The 21416-nt window shown below is 71.8% G+C and carries 14 protein-coding genes; 7 read left to right on the plus strand and 7 right to left on the minus strand.

Annotation, left to right across the window (positions count from 1 at the left end):
* The first annotated feature begins 88 nt into the window (after positions 1–88).
* Positions 89–1480, plus strand: a complete 1392-nt coding sequence (locus NV263_RS13600; protein WP_263253511.1) for a nucleobase:cation symporter-2 family protein — start codon at positions 89–91, stop codon at positions 1478–1480.
* 74 nt (positions 1481–1554) lie between these two features.
* On the opposite strand, the gene NV263_RS13605 is transcribed toward NV263_RS13600, so the two are convergent.
* Positions 1555–3297, minus strand: a complete 1743-nt coding sequence (locus NV263_RS13605) for a TIGR03767 family metallophosphoesterase (protein ID WP_263253513.1) — start codon at positions 3295–3297, stop codon at positions 1555–1557.
* A gap of 416 nt (positions 3298–3713) precedes the next feature.
* Here NV263_RS13605 and NV263_RS13610 point away from each other — a divergent pair, with 416 nt between their 5' ends.
* Together NV263_RS13610 and NV263_RS13615 are read left to right on the plus strand one after the other, a co-directional pair.
* Entirely contained in the window at positions 3714–5819 is a 2106-nt protein-coding gene (locus NV263_RS13610) for a transglycosylase domain-containing protein (RefSeq protein WP_263253516.1), read from the plus strand.
* A gap of 201 nt (positions 5820–6020) precedes the next feature.
* On the plus strand, positions 6021–6854 hold the full coding sequence (locus NV263_RS13615) for a trypsin-like peptidase domain-containing protein (RefSeq protein ID WP_263253518.1): 834 nt from the start codon (positions 6021–6023) through the stop codon (positions 6852–6854).
* A gap of 49 nt (positions 6855–6903) precedes the next feature.
* Here the strand turns inward: NV263_RS13615 and NV263_RS13620 are convergent, their stop codons facing one another.
* Together NV263_RS13620 and NV263_RS13625 are read right to left on the minus strand one after the other, a co-directional pair.
* A complete protein-coding gene (locus NV263_RS13620) occupies positions 6904–7392 on the minus strand; it encodes a nitroreductase family deazaflavin-dependent oxidoreductase (RefSeq protein WP_263253519.1) in 489 nt (162 codons plus the stop codon).
* 155 nt (positions 7393–7547) lie between these two features.
* Positions 7548–8438, minus strand: a complete 891-nt coding sequence (locus NV263_RS13625) for an oxygenase MpaB family protein (protein ID WP_263253522.1) — start codon at positions 8436–8438, stop codon at positions 7548–7550.
* Between the two features lie 159 nt (positions 8439–8597).
* Here NV263_RS13625 and NV263_RS13630 point away from each other — a divergent pair, with 159 nt between their 5' ends.
* From NV263_RS13630 to NV263_RS13640, 3 genes are all read left to right on the plus strand, one after another.
* A complete protein-coding gene (locus tag NV263_RS13630) occupies positions 8598–9017 on the plus strand; it encodes a CBS domain-containing protein (protein ID WP_263253524.1) in 420 nt (139 codons plus the stop codon).
* A 144-nt stretch (positions 9018–9161) separates the two neighbouring features.
* Entirely contained in the window at positions 9162–9815 is a 654-nt protein-coding gene (locus tag NV263_RS13635) for a response regulator (RefSeq protein WP_263253525.1), read from the plus strand.
* 15 nt (positions 9816–9830) lie between these two features.
* Positions 9831–13721 (plus strand): HAMP domain-containing protein, encoded by a 3891-nt coding sequence (locus tag NV263_RS13640; protein ID WP_263253527.1) that lies wholly within the window; start codon positions 9831–9833, stop codon positions 13719–13721.
* A gap of 1 nt (position 13722) precedes the next feature.
* Here NV263_RS13640 and NV263_RS13645 read toward each other — a convergent pair whose 3' ends face one another.
* The gene (locus tag NV263_RS13645) at positions 13723–13854 is read right to left on the minus strand and encodes a hypothetical protein (protein ID WP_263253528.1); all 132 of its coding nucleotides are present in this window, start codon (positions 13852–13854) and stop codon (positions 13723–13725) included.
* Between the two features lie 258 nt (positions 13855–14112).
* Here NV263_RS13645 and NV263_RS13650 point away from each other — a divergent pair, with 258 nt between their 5' ends.
* Positions 14113–16101 carry a hypothetical protein gene (locus NV263_RS13650; protein ID WP_263253529.1) on the plus strand — a complete coding sequence of 663 codons (1989 nt, stop codon included), beginning with the start codon at positions 14113–14115 and terminating at the stop codon, positions 16099–16101.
* Here NV263_RS13650 and NV263_RS13655 read toward each other — a convergent pair.
* The 3 genes from NV263_RS13655 to NV263_RS13665 all read right to left on the minus strand — a co-directional run bounded on the left by NV263_RS13655 (position 16095) and on the right by NV263_RS13665 (position 21392).
* Positions 16095–17837, minus strand: coding sequence for a hypothetical protein (locus NV263_RS13655; protein WP_263253531.1), 1743 nt, complete (start codon positions 17835–17837; stop codon positions 16095–16097). The genes NV263_RS13650 and NV263_RS13655 overlap by 7 nt on opposite strands.
* Positions 17838–17845: 8 nt before the next feature.
* On the minus strand, positions 17846–18628 hold the full coding sequence (locus NV263_RS13660; protein WP_263253532.1) for an alpha/beta fold hydrolase: 783 nt from the start codon (positions 18626–18628) through the stop codon (positions 17846–17848).
* Between the two features lie 100 nt (positions 18629–18728).
* Positions 18729–21392 (minus strand): helix-turn-helix transcriptional regulator, encoded by a 2664-nt coding sequence (locus NV263_RS13665; protein ID WP_263253533.1) that lies wholly within the window; start codon positions 21390–21392, stop codon positions 18729–18731.
* Between the last annotated feature and the right edge of the window lie 24 nt (positions 21393–21416).

Here is a 21416-nt window from a genome sequence, read left to right on the forward strand (position 1 = left end):
GGGCTGATTCGTCGGGTATTTCCAACGCACCAGACCTGTCCGCGTGAATTTCGCGCGGTCAGCCGTCTTTTCCAAAAGGGGAACGGGTATGGCATTGCCTTCGCAGGGGGCCACGGCCGCCGCGTCCTGCCATCCGGTGGACGAGAAGTTACCGCCCAAGCGGCTGATCCCGGCCGCCTTCCAGCACGTCGGGGCGATGTACGCGGGCGTCGTGGCGCCGCCGTTGATCCTGGGTCCGGCCTGCGGCCTCGACCAGGAGGACCAGCTCACGCTCATCTCGGTGAGCCTGGTGGTGGCGGGTCTGGCGACGCTGCTGCAGACGCTGGGGATCGGCAAGCTCGTCGGCAATCGATTGCCGTTCGTCAACGCCAGTTCCTCGGCCGGACTGGCGTCCCTGCTGACCGTGGCGCACACCGCCGAGCCGGGGCACCGCATCCAGACCGTGCTCGGCGCCGTGCTCGTCGGCGGGGTGTTCTGCCTGGCGGTGGGCCCGTTCTTCGGGCGGCTCATGCGGTTCTTCCCGCACTTGGTGACCGGCGTGGTGATCACCCTCATCGGCGTGTCGCTGATGACCGTGCCGGTCGCCTGGGCGCAGGGCGGGGAGGGAGCCGCCGACTTCGGGTCCACCGCCAACCTCGGGCTCGCGGCGTTGACCCTCGTGGTCATCATCGTGCTGCAGCGCGTGCTGCGCGGTTTCCTCAAGCAGATCGCGCTGATCCTGGGCATGGTCGTCGGCACGCTGGCCGCCGTGCCGTTCGGCATGGTCCACACCGACATGTTCGACCAGACGTCCTGGTTCGCGGTGCCGAAGCCGCTGCACTTCGGGATCCCGGAGTTCCACCCGGCCGCGATCCTCGCGGTGTGCATCGTGATCCTCGTGGCGATGACCGAGAGCTCGGCCGGGATGCTGGCGATCGGTGAGATCTGCGAGCGCGAGGTCGAGCAGCGGGTCGTGACCCGCGGACTGCGCGTCGACGGGTTGGCCACCACCCTCGGCTCGCTGGTGGGCGGCTTGCCGACCAGTGCGTTCGCGCAGAACGTCGGCGTGGTGTCGCTGACCCGGGTGCGCAGCCGGTTCGTGGTCGCCACGGCCGGTGTGGTGATGGTCCTGCTCGGGATGTTCCCGGTGCTGGGCGGCGTGGTCTCGCTGGTGCCCTACCCGGTGCTGGGCGGAGCCGGGCTGATGCTGTTCGGCAGCATCGCGGCCAGCGGCATCCGGACGCTGTCGCGGGCGCACCTGGACCAGGGGCACAACATGTTCGTCGTGTCCGTCTCGCTGGCGGTGGGTCTGATCCCGCTGGCCGCGCCGAAGATCTACCAGCACTTCCCGCAGTGGTTCCAGACCGTGTTCGGCACCGGCATCGTGGCGGGCGCGATCACCGCGGTGCTGCTCAACATCGTCTTCAACCACCTGGTGCGCACCCCGCCGGAGCGGGCCGTGGCACCGGCCGCGACCCCCGAACCGGTCCCCGGCGACTGAGCCGACCTCCGCGACGAGGAGCCGGTCCGGGCTGAAATATCCGGCAATTTCAGCCAGGACCGGCCTCGTGCTCCTCAGCGCGTCGGCAGCCGCCCGGCGACGAGCAGCTCGGCGTTGCGGTCGCCCGTCCCGCCCAGCTGGCCCAGGTCGGCGTGCAGGTCGTTGTAGGACAGCTCCCGGTACAGCGACGCCAGCGCGTCGGGGGAGCGGTCGGCGTAGTCGGCCTGGTACGGGCTGTCCGCCTCGACGAGCGTGGTGAACAGCGACAACGTCCCGTCGCCGTTGTCGGCCAGCTCGACGATCCGGGCCAGCTGCGGGTAGTCGACGTGGGAGGCGGTGTTGATCTCCCAGAAACCGCGTTCCGGGTCGTCGGCCGGGTGCGGGGTGATGGTGTTGCGGTGCGTGTGGCCGTTGACCCACGCCAGCACGTTCGGGAACCGGTGCAGCAGATCGACCAGCCGGTCACCGCTGACCCGCGGTTCCAGCGGCCGCCGCGAGTCCGGCAGCAGCGCGCCCATGGTGCCGCTGGTGTGGTGGCTGAACAGGATGAACAGTTCGTCGGTGACGTCCTGGCGGCGCTGCTGCCCGGCCTCGTCGCAGTAGCGCGAACTGCCCCGGGTGAGCACCTGCTCCAGCCACCGGAACTGCGCCAGCCCCAGCGAACCGTCGGCGAAGCCGTTGGTGTTCGTGGTGTCCATGCTGATGCCCGTCACCCCGGGCGCGATGCGGAAGGTGTAGTAGGCCGCGTCGCTGTCGGCGTTGTCCTCGCTGAAGCCGTGGCCGACCGGCCCCGGGCCGGTGCGCGCCGGGTCCAGGTGGGCGCGGATGAACTCCCGCGTGGAGAACGGGGCGCGGCGCTCGTCCGGAGTCACCTCGCGGACGATGCCCCGGCCGGTGTCGAACACCCGCGGCGCCTCCTGGCGGCGGGCGGGGTCGCGCAGGATGTCGGCGAGGTCGCGGGACTCCCGCTCGTCGCGCCCGATGATCTTGCGGGATCCGGTGTAGAACTCCCGGAGTCCCGGCACCAGCTCCGGCGGCAGGGTGCCGACGACGGTGTTGTCGTGGTTGCCGAACGCGGCGTACCAGGGCATCCGCAGCCCGGGGCTGTCCACGGGGCGCAGCGCGTCGCCCAGCAGGCCGGGCACCAGCGGGAACCCGGCCTGCCGGTACCGGTCCCGGACGTCGCCGTCGGGGTGCCAGTACAGCGGGTCGCCGGAGTCCTGGACGCCCTCGTAGCGGTGCGGGTCCCCGGTGTTCTGCGTCAGCCGCCCGCCGTTGAGCACGCCGAAGTACCAGTCGAGTTCGGCCTGTTCGTGGTTGTCGCTGCTGTCGCCGGTGGTGATGGCGAAGTCGAAAGGGCGCCCGGTGACCGGGCCGCCGGGCAGCCGGCCGATCCGCCGCACCAGCCGCGTGGCGGCCACCGCGCCGAGCGTCTCGTGCGGCCGGAACGCGCCTGCGCCGAACAGCGGGTGCAGGTACTCGAAGCGCGCCGGGGACTGCGCGTCGACGATGTGCATGTCGGTGAACTGGACGAAGCAGGCGACCGGGGTGCGCCGGTCGTCGCGCGCCGGGCCGCCGCCGACCAGGTCGGTGCGCACCACCAGCGGCCAGCCGGGGCCGGCGGTCAGCCGCCGGTAGCCCTCGCCCGGCACGGCGGTCGCGGCGGCGCGCAGCGTCGTGCCCTCGGGGGAGACGACGCGTCCGGCGGTGCCGGACGGTCCGGTGCGGGCCAACGCGGGTGGGCCACCGACGAGGGCGGCGGTGACCGCGGATCCGGTGATCCCGCTGAGGCGGAGGAAGTGGCGTCGGTTCAGCATCCTGGGGTCCGTTCCTCGGTGGAGGCTTTTATGAAGATCATTCATGTTCTTTCCGCCGAGGTCCAGCCGCACGCGGGTGACGAAACGGGGAATTCCGGGCGCTTTCCGGCGAACGGGCGCGGAAACGTCGGATCCGGGCGGTGCCGCAGAATCGGGACCAACGGCTCATTCGTGTCCACTCAGGACACCTCGGGCGTCCGAATTCCGTTGCGCTGAGCCGTACTCACGTCTCGTGAGCCCGCCGAGTCGGGCTGCGGTACGGTAGTGGTCAAGAGGACTCGAACCGCGTCGGCCGACGCGGAGAATCCGGGCGTTTCCGCCCCTTCCACCGCCGGGAGTCGGATCGTCGTCGATCCGTGCGCGGGTCAGCGCACCCTGGAACCGCCGTCGGCCGCCTGCACTGGAGGGGGTGGCGGATGCCTGGGTTCAGGGCCCGCGGCTTGGCGCTGAAGATGCTCGGACTGTGCGTCCTGGCGGGGGTCCTGCTGGCCTGCGCGCTGATGCCCGCGGCGGTCGGCGCCGGCGAGGTGGTGGACAGCAGCTCCCACGCCATGTCGTCGATGTCGGCGTCGCTGAGCCGCCAGGACATGCCCGAAGCGTCCACGATCCTGGACTCCGACGGCGTGCCGATGGCCTACGTCTACCGGGACTACCGGATCGAGACCCCGCCCGAGCAGGTCCCCGACACTATGAAGGCGGCCGTCACCGCCGTCGAGGACAAGCGGTTCTGGGATCACGGGCCGATCGACGTCCAGGGCACGCTGCGGGCCATCGCCACCGACGCCATCCGCGGCGGCACGGTGCAGGGCGCCTCCACGATCACCCAGCAGTACGTGAAGAACTACCTGGAGTACGTGGCGGCCAGCACCCCGATCGAGGCGCAGAAGGCGCACGCGGACACCATCGCCCGCAAGCTGCGCGAGGCGCGCATCGCCGTCGACATCGAGCACACCATGACCAAGGAGCAGATCCTCGACGGCTACCTCAACGTCGTGCCCTTCGGCAACCAGACCTTCGGCATCGGGGCCGCCGCGCAGACCTACTTCGGCACCACCCCGGACAAGCTCACCATCCCGCAGTCGGCGCTGCTGGCCGCGCTGGTCAACGCCCCGGGTGCGCTGAACCCGCAGAGCAACCCCCAGGAGGCGCTGGCGCGCCGCAACATGGTCATCGACCTGATGACCGATCCGCACAACAGCCTGCGCATCACCAAGCAGCAGGCGGAGGAGGCCAAGCGCGCACCGCTGGGCATCCTCTCGCCGCTGGGCCGTCCGCCGAACGGCTGCGTGGGGCTGGGCGACAGCGCCACCAGCGGCTTCTTCTGCAACTACGTCACCAACTACCTGGAGCGGGTCGGGCTCGACACGGACAAGCTCAAGACCGGCGGCTACACGGTGCGCACCACGATGGACCGGCACGCCACCGAGGCCGCCGCGCAGGCCGCCAAGGCGCAGGTCCCGGCCAAGACCCCGGGCATCGCCAACGCGATGGCGATCGTGGAGCCCGGCAAGGACGGGCACAAGGTCCGCGCCCTGGTCGCCAACCGCGACTACGGCAACGACGCCGACCAGGGCGAGACGGCCTACGACATCGTCAGCAAGGTCCAGCCGTTCGGCGCCGGGTCGATCTACAAGGTGTTCACCGCCGCGGCGGCGCTGGAGCAGGGCATGAGCATCAACGACGTGGTGGACGTGCCGCCCAGCTACACCTCGCAGGTCTACAAGAGCGGCACCGCGCCGTACACCGTCGGCAACGCCGAGGGCGTCGCGCCCGGACCGCGGACGTTGCAGATGGCGCTGGCCACCTCACCGAACACCGCGTTCGTCGCGTTGGAGGAGAAGGTCGGGCTGAACAACGTCGTGGACATGGCCTCCCGGCTCGGTCTGCGCACGAGCATCAACGGCGTCAACGCGGCCGGGCAGCCGCTCAAGGCCGACGGCTCGAACGGCCCGTCGCTGGGCGAGTCGATCAAGAAGAACAACCGCGGCGCCTTCACCCTCGGCTACACCCCGACGAGCGTGCTCGAACTGTCCAATGTGGCCGCGACCGTGATGAGCCACGGGACGTACTGCCCGCCGAACCCGATCGAGCAGGTCACCGACCGCGCGGGCAAACCGGTGCCGCTGAACATCGAGCCGTGCCAGCAGGTGCTGCCCCCGCAGGTGGCCGACGAGCTGGCGCAGGGCATGAGCAAGGACGACACCGACGGCACGTCCAAGGTGGCCGCGCAGGCGGCGGGCTGGAACCGCCCGGTGATGGCCAAGACGGGGACCACCGAGCAGAGCCAGTCGGCCGGATTCCTCGGCGCGACCCCGCAGCTGGCCGGTGCGGTGCTCACCTACGCCGACGGCAGCCACCCGCAGGGCATCTGCGACGGCGGCGGGGACGCACCGCCGTACCTGTGCGGATCGAACGGCAACATCTACGGCGGCAAGGTGCCCGCGCGAACCTGGTACGCGGCGATGAACCAGATCCTCGCCGGGCAACCGGTGCTGCCGCTGCCCGGCGGCCCGCCGCAGTGACCGGAACGCCGCATTGCTCCTGACCTGTCGTGACCCCGGTTCTCCAGCCGGGGTCACGACCTCATTTCGGCCCTGTCGTCGGCGCGTCCGAGCCGGTATTTTACCCGCGAGTAACCGAAAATCGGGTCGGGGAACTTGATGCGAGCACAGTTCGCGCGAAGATTTTCCGAACGGCCCCAACTGAAGTTCGGGGAGGCCGGAATGGTCCGGAGGACGACGAGGCGCGTGGCGTGGCTGACGGCCGCGCTGGGCGTGGCCGTCACGGCGTTATCGGGTACGGCATCGGCGGCGCCGCAGTGGGCCCCGGCGGCGACGGCCGCGGTGCATCCCGGAGTGCAGACCTACACCAACGGAGGCCAGTGCACGGCGAACTTCGTGTACTCCGACGGCTCCCACGTCTACCTGGGACAGGCCGCGCACTGCGCCAGCACGGGCAACAGCAACCAGACCAACGGCTGCGACACCCCGTCGCTGCCGCTGGGCACCCCGGTGACCGTGACCGGGGCGAGCAGGCCGGGCAAGCTGGTCTACAGCTCCTGGCTGACCATGCAGGCCCAGCACGAGAAGAACCCGGACACCTGCGCCTACAACGACCTCGCGCTGATCCAGCTGGATCCCGCCGACACCGGCAAGGTCAACCCGAGCATCCCGTTCTGGGGCGGCCCCACCGCCCTGGCTGCCGGCGCCGCCAAGGGCGGCAAGGTCGTCAGCTACGGCAACTCCAAGCTGCGCGCCGGGATCTCGCTGCTCAGCCCCAAGCAGGGCCAGATCCTCGACGAGCAGGGCGGCGGCTGGAGCCACACCGTCCTCACCGTCACGCCGGGCATCCCGGGTGACTCGGGCAGCGCGTTCCTGGACTCCTCCGGCCGCGCGCTGGGCATTCTGTCCACTTTGAACATCCTGCCCACGACCGGGAGCAACGGCGTCGGCGACGTCGCCCGCGAACTCGACTACATGCACACCCACTCGCAGTTCCGCGACGTCGAGCTCGTCCCGGGCACCGAGAAGTTCCGGGGCACCATCAACCTGCCCTGACCGGACCGCGTGCGGGCCCGCCTCCGGCCGGGGGCGGGCCCGTCGTGCGTCACGGGGTGCGCGGCTGAAGGATGACGACCGGGATCTCGCGTTCGGTCCACGACTGGTACGTGTCGAAGTCGGCGTAGGTGGCCACCAGCAGCGGCCACAACCGGGCCCGTTCTTCCGGTGAGGCGGTGCGGGCCCGGACGGCACGGCGCCGTCCGCCGATCTGGATCTCGGTGTCGGGGTGGGCCACGAGGTTGCGGTACCACTGCGGGTGCCGCGGCAGGCCGCCCTGCGAGGCGACCACGACGACGTCCGGCCCGTCGGTGGAGTAGAGCAGCGGGGTGGTGAACGTTCTGCCGGACTTCCGGCCGCGGTGGTCCAGCAGCAGCGTCGGGACCGGTTTGCGGAACCCGGCGCCGATCCGCCACTTCCCGCCGATGCGGCCGTCGGTGAGCCGGTAGAGCCGCACGTGCGCCCGGGACATGTACCGGAAGACCTTCGGCAGCACCGGGGAGTCGAGTTGCCTGGGGCGCCGGGGTGGGTCGGTCATGGGGATCCCCTCCGTCTGGGTCGGCTCAGCGGGAATGGTCACGCACCGCCTCGCACCGGACAACGCGCCATCCCACCGAGCAGAACGCGCCGCGGGCCGGTCGTCCACCTCCGCCGGCAGCGGGCGGCAACATCAAGTTCGTGAATGCGATGATTTCAGTGCTGAGTGAAATCAACGTCGCTCGGGCGGGACCGGTGGAAGGCGCGCGGACCGAGGTCGCTCAGCGCGTAGCCCCGCGGGTAGCTGCGCTGCGGGGGAGGCGGCGCCGGGCGGGACTCCGGCCGGGCGGGGCTCACTCGCAGCAGCTCCGCGCGCACCCGCAGCGCCAGGTGCGCGGCCCGGCGCGCAGCCGCGGGCGGCCGGGGCAGCGCGAACGCGTCGAGGACGTGGTGGTCGAGGAGGAGGCGCGGCAGCGCGCGGGCGAGACCCGCCAGCGGACGCGGCACCCCGGCGATGTACATCTCCAGCGTGGCCAGCGCGACCCGGCGGGCTGCCGGGTCGAAGGCGAAGTGCCGCCGTTCGTAGTCGTCCAGCAGCCGCTCGAACCCGGCGTAGGTCTCGGGGATCCCGGGGATGCCCATCTGCTCGCCCATGCCCCGCATGGTGTGGGTGATCGCCAGCACCTCGTGCGGGTGCAGCCGTCGCCAGCCGTAGCTGCCGATCCAGCGCACGGGCATCACGACGAACGTGGCGAGCGTGTACCGGTGGTCGTCGCCGCTGATCGGGTACCGCCCGTGGATGCGGTTGAGGTGCCCGATCGCCTGCTGCCCGCGCCGGTCGTCGACGCCGTGGTGCAGGATCTCGTACAGCAGCAGCGCGGTGTCGTCGATGCGCTTGCGGGGGCGCCGGGTGAACTCGCCGGTCCGGTCCAGCAGTCTGCCGATGCTGGGGACCGCGTAGGTGCGGAACAGCGCGATCTGCAGTGCGCGGGCGAAGTCCCACGGGAACTCGTAGGCGGTCAGCAGCCGGAAGATGCGGTCCCGGTCCCGCAGCGGGTCGAGGGACAGGATGAGTTGGAGGCGGTCGAAGCGCCCTGGCCGTGGCACGCCGCCGACCCTAGCCACGACCGCGGTGCGTCCGGGCGGCGACGATCGCGGACCACCGCATCCGGTGACCGCCCGTCCACTGTGGAATTCCCGGTTTCGCGCCACGGGGTCGGGGGTAGTGCGTGGGCGAGGCAGCCTGGCGCTGGAAAGGAGCACGTCATGACCACCGCCCGCGACATCATGCACCCGGGTGTGCAGTGCGTCGGCGAGGACGACACGCTGCTCACCGCGGCGCGCATGATGCGTGATCTCAAGGTCGGCTCGCTGCCCATCTGCGGCCGCGACGACCGGTTGCACGGCATCATCACCGACCGCGACATCGTCATCCGGTGCTGCGCCGAGGGGCGCGATCCCGCCGACGTCAAGGCGGGCGCGCTCGCCCAGGGCACCCCGCACTGGGTGGCCGCCGACACCGACGTCGACCAGGTGCTGAGCATGATGGAGCAGTACCGGATCCGGCGGCTGCCGGTGATCGCCGACCACCGGCTGGTCGGCATGATCAGCGAGGCCGACCTCGCCCAGCACATCTCCGACGACAAGCTCGCGCACTTCGTGGAGTCCGTCTACGCCTCCCGGTGACGCGGTGGTGGCGGGGTCGCTCGGCCCCGCCACCGGCTCTCGCCCTTCCACTTCACCTGTTCGAGTGACAGCGGTGGTCCGCTCGGACGGGCAGCATCCGCCGTACGGGGTATTTATCCTGGTCAATGCCAGAAGGGGGGCGAGATGACGACGCGTGTGTTCGTGGTCGACGACCACGAGGTCATCCGGCGGGGTGTCGCCGCTCTGGTGGGAGCCGAACAGGACCTGGAGTTGGTGGGCGAGGCGTCCACCGTCGCCGAGGCGCTGGCGTGGGTGCCGCGCGCCGCGCCGCACGTGGCGGTCCTCGACGTCCGCCTGCCCGACGGCAACGGCGTCGAGCTGTGCCGGGAACTGCAGTCGCAGCTGCCCGGGTTGCGCTGCCTGATGCTGACGTCCTTCGACGACCACGACGCGTTGATGGACGCGATCATGGCGGGCGCCGCCGGTTTCGTGCTCAAGGGAGTGGTCAGCGAGGAGCTGGTCAACGCCATCCGCACCGCCGGTGCGGGCGAGTCGCTGCTGAGCCCGAAGAAGACCGAGGCCATGTTGTCCTGGCTGCGCAGGGAGCAGGAGCAGGCCGATCCGCTGCGCGAGCTGACCGCCCGCGAACGGCAGGTGCTGGAACTCATCGGCGAGGGGCTGACCAACCGGGAGATCGCCAAGCGGATGTACCTCGCCGAGAAGACGATCAAGAACTACGTGTCGCAGATGCTCGCGAAGCTGGCGATGCGGCACCGCAGCGAGGCCGCCGTGCTGGCCACCGAACTGCGCCTGGACCGCTCCCGCGACCGGCGCTGAGGCGAGGGACCTGCCATGCCGGCACCGCAACCCGACGATCCCGCCGACCTCGCCACCCTCACCCGCCTGCTGGTCGGGTTGCGGGATTTGCGCGACGGCAACTTCCGCCGCCGCCTGGTGGTCACCGGCGACGGCCTGCACCCCGAGATCGCCACCGCGTTCAACGAGCTGGCCGAGCGCAACCAGCGGCTGGTCGGCGAACTGCAGCGGGTCAGCGCCGCCGCGTCCCGCGGCCAGTGGCCGATCGAGCCGGTCGACCTGGACGGCTCCGGGCAGGGCGGCTGGGCGGTCGTGGCCGACTCGGTCAACACCATGCTGCGCACGCTGCTCGCGCCGATGGCCGAGCTCACCCGCGTGCTCACCGCCCTGACCAGGGGGGATCTGACGCAGCGCATGCCGCGCCGGGCCGAGGACGCGGCATTGCCCGGCGAGTTGGCCGGCATGAACACCGCCGTCAACGAGCTGCTCGACCAGCTGTCGCTGTTCGCCACCGAGGTCGTCCGGCTGGCCCGCGAGATCGGCACCGAGGGCAAGCTCGGCGGCCAGGCGCAGGTGCCCGGTCTGGTGGGCACCTGGCGCGATCTGGTCGACGCCGTGAACCGGATGTCGGCCGACCTCACCGGGCAGGTGCGCGACATCTCCCGGGTCGCCCACGCCGTCGCCTCCGGCGACCTGACCCGCACCGCCACCGTCGAGGCCGCGGGGGAGATGGGCGAGCTCAAGACGACCCTCAACACGATGGTCGACCAGCTCTCGGCGTTCGCCGACGAGGTCTCCCGGCTCACCCGGGAGGTCGCCACCGAGGGCAGGCTGGGTGGTCAGGCCCGCGTGCCGCGGGCGGCCGGCACCTGGCGGGCGCTGACCGACTCGGTCAACTTCATGGCCAACAACCTCACCGTGCAGGTGCGCAGCATCGCCCAGGTCGCCACCGCGGTGGCCCGCGGCGACCTGTCCCAGAAGATCGACGTGGACGCGCGCGGCGAGATCCTGCAGCTGAAGAACACGCTCAACACGATGGTCGACCAGCTCTCGGCGTTCGCCGCGGAGGTCACGCGGGTGGCGCGGGAGGTCGGCACCGAGGGCAAGCTCGGCGGTCAGGCCCGGGTGCACGGGGTGGCCGGGACGTGGAAGGACCTCACCGACAACGTCAACATCATGGCCGACAACCTGACCAACCAGGTGCGCAGCATCGCGGCCGTGGCCAGCGCGGTGGCCGGTGGGGACCTGTCGAAGCAGATCACCGTGGAGGCCAAGGGCGAGGTCGCCGCGCTCGCCGAGACCATCAACGGCATGGTCGAGACGCTCCGCGCGTTCGCCGAACAGGTCACCCTGGTGGCCCGGGAGGTCGGCACCGAGGGAATCCTCGGCGGCCAGGCGCGGGTCCCCAACGTGGCGGGCACCTGGAAGGACCTCACCGACAACGTCAACATCATGGCCCGCAACCTGACCAACCAGGTGCGCAACATCGCCCAGGTCACCACGGCGGTCGCGCAGGGCGACCTGTCCAGGAAGATCGACGTGGACGCGCGCGGGGAGATCCTGGAGCTCAAGACCACCATCAACACGATGGTCGACCAGCTCTCGGCGTTCGCCGCGGAGGTCACGCGGGTGGCGCGGGAGGTCGGCACCGAGGGCAAGCTCGGCGGTCAGGCCGAGGTCGCCGACGTCTCCGGCACCTGGCGGCGGCTCACCGAGAGCGTCAACCAGCTGGCCGGCAACCTCACCACCCAGGTGCGCGCGATCGCGCAGGTCGCCACCGCGGTCACCGAGGGCGACCTGACCCGGCAGATCACCGTCGACGCCTCCGGGGAGGTGGCCGAGCTCAAGGACAACATCAACGCGATGATCGGCAACCTCAAGGAGACCACCCGCACCAACGAGGAACAGGACTGGCTCAAGAGCAACCTCGCCCGCATGTCCGCGCTCATGCAGGGCCAGCAGGACCTCGCCTCGCTGGCGCAGCAGATCATGTCCGAGCTCACCCCGCTGGTGTCGGCGCAGTGCGGCGCCTTCTTCCTGGCCCGCGACGGCGAGGACGGGCGCGGCGTGCTGGAGCTGACCGCCGGCTACGGCAGGACGATCGCGGGGGAGGGAGAAGCCCCGCTGCGCTTCGAGGTCGGCGAGTCGCTGGTCGGGCAGGCCGCGGTGGACAAGCGGACGATCCTGGTCTGCGACCTGCCCCCGGACTACGTGCGGATCAGGTCGGGGCTGGGTTCGGCAGCGCCGGTCAACGCCGTCGTGGTGCCGGTGCTGTTCGAGGGCGAGGTGCTCGGCGTGATCGAGCTGGCCTCGGTCAACGCCTTCAGCCCGGTGCACCTGGACCTGCTGGAACGGCTGAAGGAGACCATCGGGGTCAACGTCAACACGATCCTGGTCAACTCCCGCACCGAGGCGCTGCTTGCGGAGTCCCAGCACCTCGCCCAGGAGTTGCAGGCCCGGTCCGAGCAGTTGCAGCAGCAGCAGGACGAGCTGCAGCGGTCCAACACCGAGCTGGAGGAGAAGGCGGCGCTGCTGGCCAGCCGCAACCGCGACATCGAGCTGAAGAACCTGGAGATCGAGCAGGCCCGCCAGGAGCTGGAGGAGCGGGCGCGGCAGCTCTCGCAGGCATCGGCCTACAAGTCCGAGTTCCTGGCGAACATGTCCCACGAACTGCGCACGCCGCTCAACAGCGTGCTGATCCTGGCCAAGCTGCTGGCCGACAACTTGGACGGCAACCTCACCGAGCAGCAGGTGGACCTGGCCAGGACCGTGCACCAGGCGGGCACCGACCTGCTCCAGCTGATCAACGACGTGCTGGACCTGTCCAAGGTCGAGGCCGGGCAGATGCAACTGCTGTCCGAGGACGTCGAGATCGCCGACATCGCCACCCACATCGAGTCTCTGTACCGGCCGCTGGCCGACGACAAGGGGTTGGAGTTCGAGGTGGTCGTGGCCCCGTCGGTGCCGCCGGTGCTGCGCACCGACCGCAGCAGGCTGGAGCAGGTGCTGCGCAACCTGCTGTCCAACGCGGTCAAGTTCACCGACCGCGGCGGGGTCGAGCTGCGCATCCGGCCCGCCCAGCCGACCGAGGTCACCGAGCCGTCACTGCGCAGGGTGCGGCAGCGGGTGGCGTTCTGCGTGCGCGACACCGGCATCGGCATCCCGCCGGACAAGCTGTCGTTGATCTTCGAGGCGTTCCAGCAGGTCGACGGCACGACGGTGCGCAAGTACGGGGGCACCGGGCTCGGCCTGTCGATCAGCCGGGAGCTGACCGCGCTGCTCGGCGGGGAGCTGCAGGTGCGCAGCGAACCGGGCCAGGGCAGCACGTTCACCCTCTACCTGGCCGTCGACCAGCCGGCCGCCGAGCACCACGAGATCGGCGCCCGCGCCTTGCCGACCACGGCCGAGGCGCGGCTGGACGTGGCGGTGGAGGGAATCGACCCGCCGTTGCGGTCCGCGGAACTGGAACGCCAGGAAGGGCGGCAGTACATGCTGCCCGGCACCGACCGGGCCCAGCGCTCGGAGCTGCGGTTCAACGGCGAGAAGGTGCTGGTCGTCGACGACGACGAGCGCAGCGTCGAGGCGCTGCGGCAGGTGCTGGAGCAGCACGGCCTGCACGTGGTGCACGCCGACAACGCGCTCGCCGGGCTCAAGGCGTTGCAGGAGCACGCGGACATCGTCGTCGTGCTGATGGACGTGATGATGCCCGAGCTGGACGGCAACGCCACCATCCGGCTGATCCGGGAGATGCCGCGCTACCGCGACCTGGCGATCATCGCGATCACCGCGAAGGCGATGGAGGACGACCGGGATCGCAGCCTCGCTGCCGGTGCCACCGAGTGGGTCACCAAACCCGTGGACGTGGACCACCTGCTGGAGCTGCTGTCCGAGCACGTCCCGGCCGGTCTGGAGGCCGAGGAGGACTGACTCACTCGCCCTGCTCGGGCTCCTCTGCCGGGGTGGTGGGCAGCTCGGCGAGCTGGCGGCGCAGCTCCTGCGCCCACGCCAGGTCGCGCGCGAAGGTCGCGTCGAAGTGGTCGACGCCGTGCGGTTCGGCCATGGTGGTGTTCCCAAACTCGGGTGCGGTGCTTGGCGACCACCATAACCGCACGTTCTCCCTGGTAGAGGCGAAGGTCCCGGCGGTGCGCGACGCCCGTGGCCGCTGTGGCGGGGATGTTCTGGTGTGCCGCCGTTGCGGGCAACGTCACAGATCCGGTGCGGTGTTCGGGTGGTGCCGCGGTGAAGGTACCCGTCGAGCACGCCCGGTGCGTTAGGGTTCCGCGCGGCGTGATCATCGCGAGCTGGGGAGTGGGACGAGATGGCAGCGATGCCGCGGACGCCCGGGTTCCGGGACCGGTACGACGTGCTCGCGGACATGAGCCGGCAGCTGCGGGAATGCCGCGCGCGAGGCGAAACCTGCCGCATCCTGCTGCACGGCGTCGCCGGGGTGGGCACCTCCAGCGTGGCCCGGGAGTTCGCCGAGCTGGAGAAGGGCTCCTTCGAGCGGGCGCTGATCTGGGTGCAGGCCCAACGTCCGGACGGCTCGGCCGCCCCGTTCGAGGAGATGCTGGGCACCGCGCTGACCGGCCTCGGGGTGCCCGACGGCGAACTGCCCGCCTCCGCGGCCGCGCGGCTGGACGCCTACCACCGGCGCAGCCGCGACGAGGAGTTCCTGCTGGTCGTCGACGGATTCGTCAACGCCGACCAGGTCGGTGCGCTGGTCCCCGCCGACGCTCCGCGGGCAGCCTTCGTGGTGACCGGGCGGGCGCTGGACCGGGAGCTGCTGCCGCGCGGTTTCCGGGACCACGCGGTCGAGCAGCTGCCGCACGCCGAGGCGCGGGAGCTGTTCCTGCACGACCTGGCGGGAACCGAGATCGACGGCGATGCGGTGGACGAACTCGTCCGGCTGTGCGGCGGATTTCCGCACCTGGTGCGGACGTTGGCCGCACTGCTGGTCGGTCGTCCCCAGGACGTCGACTGGTTGCTGGACGAGCTGCGCGAGTCCGTCGCGACGTTGCTGGAGTTGGACTTCGGCGGCAAGATGCGCGGTTTCGTGCAGCTGGCGTACGAACGATCGATGTCGCCCGAGGAGCGGATCGCCTACCGCAGACTCGCCCTGCTGCCCGGGGACGACTTCGGCATCGAGTACGCCGCGTTCGCCCTGGAACGCGATGCGAAGAGCACGCGGCGGCTGCTGCGCACGCTGACCGACCTGCACCTGCTCGTCGAATCCGGCGGGCGCTACCGGTACTACGACATCGTGCGCGCCGAGGCGCGCGAACGTGCGCGGCAGGAGGACGGCGCCGAGCTCTGCGACAAGCTCGTGGTGCGGGTCTGCGAGAAGTACCTGGAGGAAGCGGCGCTGCACGACCGCGCGTTGGCGGATCGCTGGCGGGTGGGGCCGCTGTTCGAGCGGTTGCGGACCCACACCGGCCCGGCCAAGACGCGGGAACAGGCGCTGGCGTGGTTCAAGGCCGAGCTCGCCAACGCGGTGGCCTGCGTGTCGGCGGCGAAGGACCGGGGAGCACTGCAGGTGGCCACGCAGCTGCCCGTCGCGCTGTTCAAGTACCTGCACTACCACGGGCACCACGCCTGGTGGCTGAGCACGCACGAGATCGCGCTGGAAGCGGCCGAGGGCGATGACGCCGCCGTCATGCAGCTGTGCTCGCAACGGGGATCCGCGCACCTGGCGATGGGCAACGTGGCGTGGGCGAAGCGGGACTTCGAGGTCTCGCGGGAGAAGGCACTGGCCATCGACCATCCACTGGGGACGCAGAGCGCGTACGAATGGTGCGGCAAAGCCGAAGCGCGGGCGGGGAGGACCGAATCCGCGCGGGAGTGGTACCGGCGCTCGTGGGAGGTCCTGGAGCGCGCGAGCGAGGACGAGATCCCGCCGGAGCAGCGGGAACGCGCCTTCGCGCTGCTCCGGCTCCAGTACGCCCGGTCCTGGCTGCACGACGAGGAACCGGCGAACGCCCGACTGGACGCGGAGAAGGCGCTGGAACATTTCCACGCCGACTCCAAGGAACGGGAGAACCGCGCCAAGTGCCTCCTGGTCCTCGGCGAGGCGTGGGACCGCCTCGGCTCGGCGAGCGCGACGACCCCGTTGCGCGAGGCCGTCGACCTCTTCGACCGGGAGGGCGCCCTGCGGTTGCAGGCCGAGGCGCTGGTCAAGCTCGGGAAGGCGACCGGTCGGCGCGGCGACGGGGAGTCCGCGCGCAACTGCTTCGGCCGCGCGTTGGCGTTGTTCGACATGCTCGGGGACCCGCGCGCCGACGACGTGCGGAAGCTGCTGGACGCTCAGTGATCGGCTGAGCGCAGCGACACCCGTGCCGTCCGGGTTCCGACGGCGAGGCCGAATTCGGCGGGCGGTGCCGCGTCCGCCCAGCACCGCACGGCGGACGCGCACATCGCCGGGTCCACTGTGTCCGGTGGCACCGACGCGGTGAACCGGCGTCCGTCCCGCAGCAGCACGCGGCACTCACCCGGGCCGGCGGCCGCCGCGATCGCGCACGCCGGGTGGGCGCGCAGGGTCTCGGCGAGCAGCTGGTCCGGGTCGTCGGCGTCGTGCAGGTCGTGGACGAGGATCGACGCGGCGCCGCGCAGGTCGTGCCGGGGGTGGTCGACCGCGACGACGAGGTGGCGCCCGGGCGGCACGGTGTCGCGCCCCCGGTCGGGTTGCACGTCCCCGGGCCAGCGGATGAGCCGGACGTCGGATCCGGTCCGCTCTCCGGTGACCCACCACGCCCGGACCGGTTCGTGCTCGGGGACCAGACCGCTCTCCGGGTAGGGCGCCACCAGCGCCGGTTCGCCGGGCTCGTCCAGCTTCATCAGCTCGTAGCAGACTCGGCGCAGGATCCCAGCGGACTCGCCGGGCACCGAACTCGCCAGTTCGCCGACCTCGCGCAGATCCGGCGGCGTTGCGGTGAGTTCGTGCAGCTGTGCGGCCAGCGAGCGGCGTCGGTCCAGCCGCGGCGCGATCCCGCCGAGGGCGGCCACTGCGGACCCGGCGGCGACGTCGGCGTCCGGGAACGCGCCGAGCAGGACGGGTTTGCCGAGCGCTGCCGCGTAGGCCGTCACGGCGCCGTGGTCGCCGACCACCGCGTCAGCGGCGATGAGCGCCTGCTGCCACCCCGCGTCCGGCGGGACCAGCCGCAGTCCGGCCCGCAGGCACCGGCCCAGCCAGCAGCGCAGCTGCCACGGGCCGTGCGCGTACCAGGTGTTGGGGTGGAAGATCGCCGCGACCACGTGGTCGTCGGGCAGTTCCGCCAGCAGGTCGGCGAGCAGGTCGGGATCACGGCCGAACAGCGAGGTGTCGCCCCACGTCGAGGACACCGCGACGATCCTGCTGCCCGGGTCGGCGCCGAGCGCGCGGCGGTATCGGGGCCGTCGCCCCATGCTCGCGCGCATCCGGTCCAGGCACGGGTCGCCGCCGACCACGGCCGCGGACACCGCCTCGGGGGTCGTGGCCGCCAGTCGCTCGTACTGCTCGTCGTGCGAGAGGACGAGGGCGCTCGCCACCACCGACCCGTGCCGCGTCAACCACTCGGGAGAAAGCCCGTAAACCGGAGAATTCCTCGATTCCTCGATTCCTCGATTCCTCGATTCCTCGATTCCTCGATTCCTCGATTCCTCGATTCCTCGATTCCTCGATTCCTCGATTCCTCGATTCCTCGTGTGTTTAGTGTATCCAATCCCGTGCGACAGCAGGACCAGGGGCGCGTTGAGTTCGTGCAGGTCACCGCTGTGGTGAACGGAGATCGCCAGGTCGAATCCGGTGTTGACGGCCTGCGACCACGGAATGGTCGCCGCCCCGGCGCGTGCGAGGTGACTCGCCACGTCCGAATCGACCGCCGAGGCGGCGGGGAAGGTGAACACGAGCTGCACCCGGTCGTCGGAATCGAAGATCGGCAGGATGTCGGCGAGCCGGTTCCACGCGGTGAGCGTGTGCACCACGATGAGAACCGTCCGCAGCGGCCGCCGCGTGGACCACCGCGGGGCGTGCGGGCCGACCGGCACTTTGACCCAGGACGAGACGGACACGGTCCATCCTACGTGGGCAGGCAGGCCCGCAGTTCGGCGGTCACGGCCACCGGGTTGTCGACGTTCATGAGGTGGCCGGCGCGCGGGATCTCGCGGTAGGTGGCGCGCGGTAGGCCGTCCAGCAGGATGTCGGCCGCCTTGCGCGGGCAGAACCGGTCGTCGGCCGCGCCGATGACGGTGACCGGCGCGGTGATCGCGCCCAGCAGCGGGGTGAGCGGTTGCTCCCGCACGGCCGCCATGGCGCTGGCCGCGTTGGCGTAGCCGCGACCGTCCCCGATGGCCTCGCTGCGCCGCGCCACCACCTCGTCGACGTCCACATCGGACGAAGCGAGCATCGCGGCGGTGTCCGCGCGCAGCGACGCGAGGACGGCGTCGCCGTCGCCGGAGCGGACCTGCTCGATCCGGCTGCGGTAGAACTCGGTGGCGGCGCGGCCGACGACGGCGGAGGTGGCCATCAGCACCGCGGCGGGGACCAGGTCGGGGCGGGCCGCGGCCGCGGCGAGCACCACCGTGCCGCCGAGCGAGAAACCCACGCAGGTGGCCGCTCCGGACACCGACTCCAGGAACGCGATCAGGTCGTCGCGCAGCTGGGCGAGCGTGCCGTCCGCCTCGCCGAGCGAGGTGCGGCCGTGCCCGCGCAGGTCGTAGGCGTAGGTGCGGCGGTCGGCCAGCTCGTGCCGCTGGTGCCAGCTGCGGTGGTCCTCGGCCAGGCCGTGCACGAACACCACGGCGGGGCCGGAACCGGACTCGTCGTAGTGCACCTCGATGTCGTTCAGCGCGATCTCCGGCATCCGCGTCAGCTCCTGTTCCGGCAGTCGGTCACCAGTGCGGCGAGCGCCCTCCACCCGCCGCCGGGCGAGTCTGCCACGGCGGTGGCCCGGTGCGGGATCATCACGGCTCGCGGTAGTGGGCGGCCAGTTCGCCGCGCGAGTGGATGCCCAGCTTGGCGTAGATGCGCGTCAGGTGGAACTGCACGGTCTTCACCGACAGGAACAGCTCGACGGCCACCTGCTTGTTGGTCATGCCCCGGGCCACCAGCCGGGCCACCGACTGCTCCTGCGGGGTCAGCTCGGCGACGTCGACGCCGCGCCTGGGGTGCAGACCGCCCGCTTTCAGCTCGCGGTCGCAGCGCTCGACGTAGGTCGTCGCGCCCAGCGCCGCGTAGCCGTCGCGGGCGCGGCGCACCACCACGTCGGCTTCCCGGCGCTTGCCCGCCCGGCGCAACGTCTGCCCGTAGGCGAAGTGGACCCGGGCGCGTTCGTAGGGCAACGGCAGGGACTTGAGCCGATCGAGCGCGCCGTCGAAGGCCGCGCGCGCCGCGTCGAGGTCGCCGAGGGCGGCGTGCACCCGGCCCCGCGCGTAGCCGAGGCGGGCGAGCGAGGAGCGGTGGTCGCGGTCCGCGGCGACCTCCTCGTGCGGGCGCAGGAAGACATCCGCCTCGGCGGCGCGGTCGGTCATCACCAGCGCGTTGGCGTAGACGTCCGGCCAGGGCCAGAACCCCGGTTCGTCAACGCCCTGCCGCGGCCACAGCCGGACCAGCGGTTCCAGCGCGCGCAGCACGCCGTCGTAGTCGGACCGGGCCTCCGCGCACTGCGCGCGGGCCAGGCAGGCCGGGATCAGCATGACCTCGTAGTGCTGTTCCGACGCCGAGATCTGCCGCAGGTGCGCCTCGGCGGTCTCGACGTCGCCGCGCAACGCGTGGATCTGCGCGCCCGTCCAGTGCACCAGCGGTCGCACCAGTTCCAGCCCGGTCTGGTCGACCACGACCGAGGCGTGCTCGACCGTGCGCACCGCGTCGTCCCACGCGCCGAGCGCGAACTCGGTGCGCGCCAGCCACGCCTGCGCCCACAGCGAGATGCGCACCGAACCCATCCGGTACTCGGTGGGAACGGCGATCTCCAGCTCCCGGCGGGCGGTGCGCGGGTCGTCCAGCGCCAGGTCGAGCCAGCCCTTGCCGAGCTGCACCCGCTGCGACTGAGCACCGCGGCTGACCTTGGCGACCACTTCCTGGCAGGTGCGCCTGGCCTGCCGGATCCGGCCGGTGGCGGCCAGCCCCAGGCCCATGATCGCTTCGGACTCCACCGCCGACGGGTCGTCGGGCTCGGCCAGGGCGACCGCGCGGCGGCCCCACGCGACCAGGTCCGGGCCGTGCCAGCGGCTCAGCGAGTGCAGCACGCGGCGCTGGCAGATCATCGCCGCGACCTCGGTGTCGCGGCCGGGGTCGCAGGCGTCCCAGGCACTGGTGAGCAGCAGTTCGGCTTCGGCGGGGCGCCCCCGCAGGATCGCCAGGTAGCCGAGCACCGCGTCCCGCAGCGGTCCCGGCGGGAAGCTCTCCACCTGCGGGGAGAACGCCGCGGCCTGGGCCAGGTCGCCCGCCCCGACCAGCGCGTCGACCGCGCGCACCAGGCGCCGCTCGCGTTCCGGTCGGCGCGGGCTGAGCCTGCTGGCGTGCACCAGGGCCTGGGCCGCGGCCGACCACGCGCCGAGCGCGGCCTGCCCGGACGCGTAGTCGTCGAGCCGGTCGGCCAACCCGGCGTCGGACGACGGTGCGACGGCCACCAGGTGCAGCAGCCGGGCGCCCTCGTCCTCGACGGCCTCGGCGGCCGCCCGGTGCAGCCGGTCGCGGCGCAGCGGTGGCAGGGCGTGGTGGACGGCGGCGCGCACCAGCGGGTCGACGAACGACATGGTCAGCAGGCCGTGGCCGGGCACGGTGTCGACCAGACCGCGGGTGACCGCCTCGTCGAGCGCGACCACCGGATCGTCCACATCGGACAGTTCGGCGGCGTCGCCGACCGCGACCGACGCGCCCAGCACGGCGGCCGATTCCACCAGCGCCCGGGTGTCCGGGCGGCAGTCGGCCAGCGTTCGCGCGACGTCCTCGGCCACCGCGCGGGGCGCGGGCAGCACCGGTTGCCACCGCGACCAGCTCTCCGGCGGGAGCTCGTCGAGCAGGTCCCGGACGTGGCGGGGGTTGCCGCCGGTGTGCTCGGCCAGCCGCAGCGCGGCCGGGGCGGCCAGGTCGCGGCCGGCGTGCCGCACCGCCAGCGTGCGCACGTCCCGCGCGGCCAGCGGCGCGACCCGCACGGCGGGCAGCCCGGACACCACGTCGCGGACCTCGGCCGAACACCGCCGGTCGTCCCGCACGAGCAGCAGGACCAGGACGTTCCCCGCGCGCCGGTGGGCGGACACCAGCGCCCGCAGGGAATCCGGATCCGCCCACTGCGCGTCCTCGACCACGACCACCGCGGTCCGGTCCACAGTGGACCACGCGGCGACCAGTCGCTCCGCCGCGCGCAGCGGTGTCGAGCACCGCTCGCCGAGGAGCTGGTCCACGACGCCGAAGGGGACCTGCTGCTCCCACCGCATGCCGGTGGCCCGCGCGAGGTGGACGTCACCGTGGCGGGCCAGGAAGTGCTCGACCACCGCGGTCTTGCCGATGCCCGCTGGTCCCGCCACGACCGCGCAGCGCGACCGGCCGCCGCGCACGACCGCGAGGACCTCCGCCAACCAGGCCAGCTCCGCCCGCCTGCCCACCGGTTCCGCCTGCCGCGCCATCCGCTCACCCCCGCCGTCCGGCGG

It is taken from the genome of Saccharopolyspora rosea (assembly GCF_025643595.1).
Lineage (GTDB): Bacteria > Actinomycetota > Actinomycetes > Mycobacteriales > Pseudonocardiaceae > Saccharopolyspora > Saccharopolyspora rosea.

Bases quoted from the DNA above. Each gene is read 5' to 3' on its own strand.
- NV263_RS13600 (WP_263253511.1), top strand. From the start codon at position 89: ATGGCATTGCCTTCGCAGGGGGCCACGGCCGCCGCGTCCTGCCATCCG.
- NV263_RS13605 (WP_263253513.1), bottom strand. From the start codon at position 3,297: ATGCTGAACCGACGCCACTTCCTCCGCCTCAGCGGGATCACCGGATCC.
- NV263_RS13610 (WP_263253516.1), top strand. From the start codon at position 3,714: ATGCCTGGGTTCAGGGCCCGCGGCTTGGCGCTGAAGATGCTCGGACTG.
- NV263_RS13615 (WP_263253518.1), top strand. From the start codon at position 6,021: ATGGTCCGGAGGACGACGAGGCGCGTGGCGTGGCTGACGGCCGCGCTG.
- NV263_RS13620 (WP_263253519.1), bottom strand. From the start codon at position 7,392: ATGACCGACCCACCCCGGCGCCCCAGGCAACTCGACTCCCCGGTGCTG.
- NV263_RS13630 (WP_263253524.1), top strand. From the start codon at position 8,598: ATGACCACCGCCCGCGACATCATGCACCCGGGTGTGCAGTGCGTCGGC.
- NV263_RS13635 (WP_263253525.1), top strand. From the start codon at position 9,162: ATGACGACGCGTGTGTTCGTGGTCGACGACCACGAGGTCATCCGGCGG.
- NV263_RS13640 (WP_263253527.1), top strand. From the start codon at position 9,831: ATGCCGGCACCGCAACCCGACGATCCCGCCGACCTCGCCACCCTCACC.
- NV263_RS13645 (WP_263253528.1), bottom strand. From the start codon at position 13,854: ATGGCCGAACCGCACGGCGTCGACCACTTCGACGCGACCTTCGCGCGC.
- NV263_RS13650 (WP_263253529.1), top strand. From the start codon at position 14,113: ATGGCAGCGATGCCGCGGACGCCCGGGTTCCGGGACCGGTACGACGTG.
- NV263_RS13660 (WP_263253532.1), bottom strand. From the start codon at position 18,628: ATGCCGGAGATCGCGCTGAACGACATCGAGGTGCACTACGACGAGTCC.
- NV263_RS13665 (WP_263253533.1), bottom strand. From the start codon at position 21,392: ATGGCGCGGCAGGCGGAACCGGTGGGCAGGCGGGCGGAGCTGGCCTGG.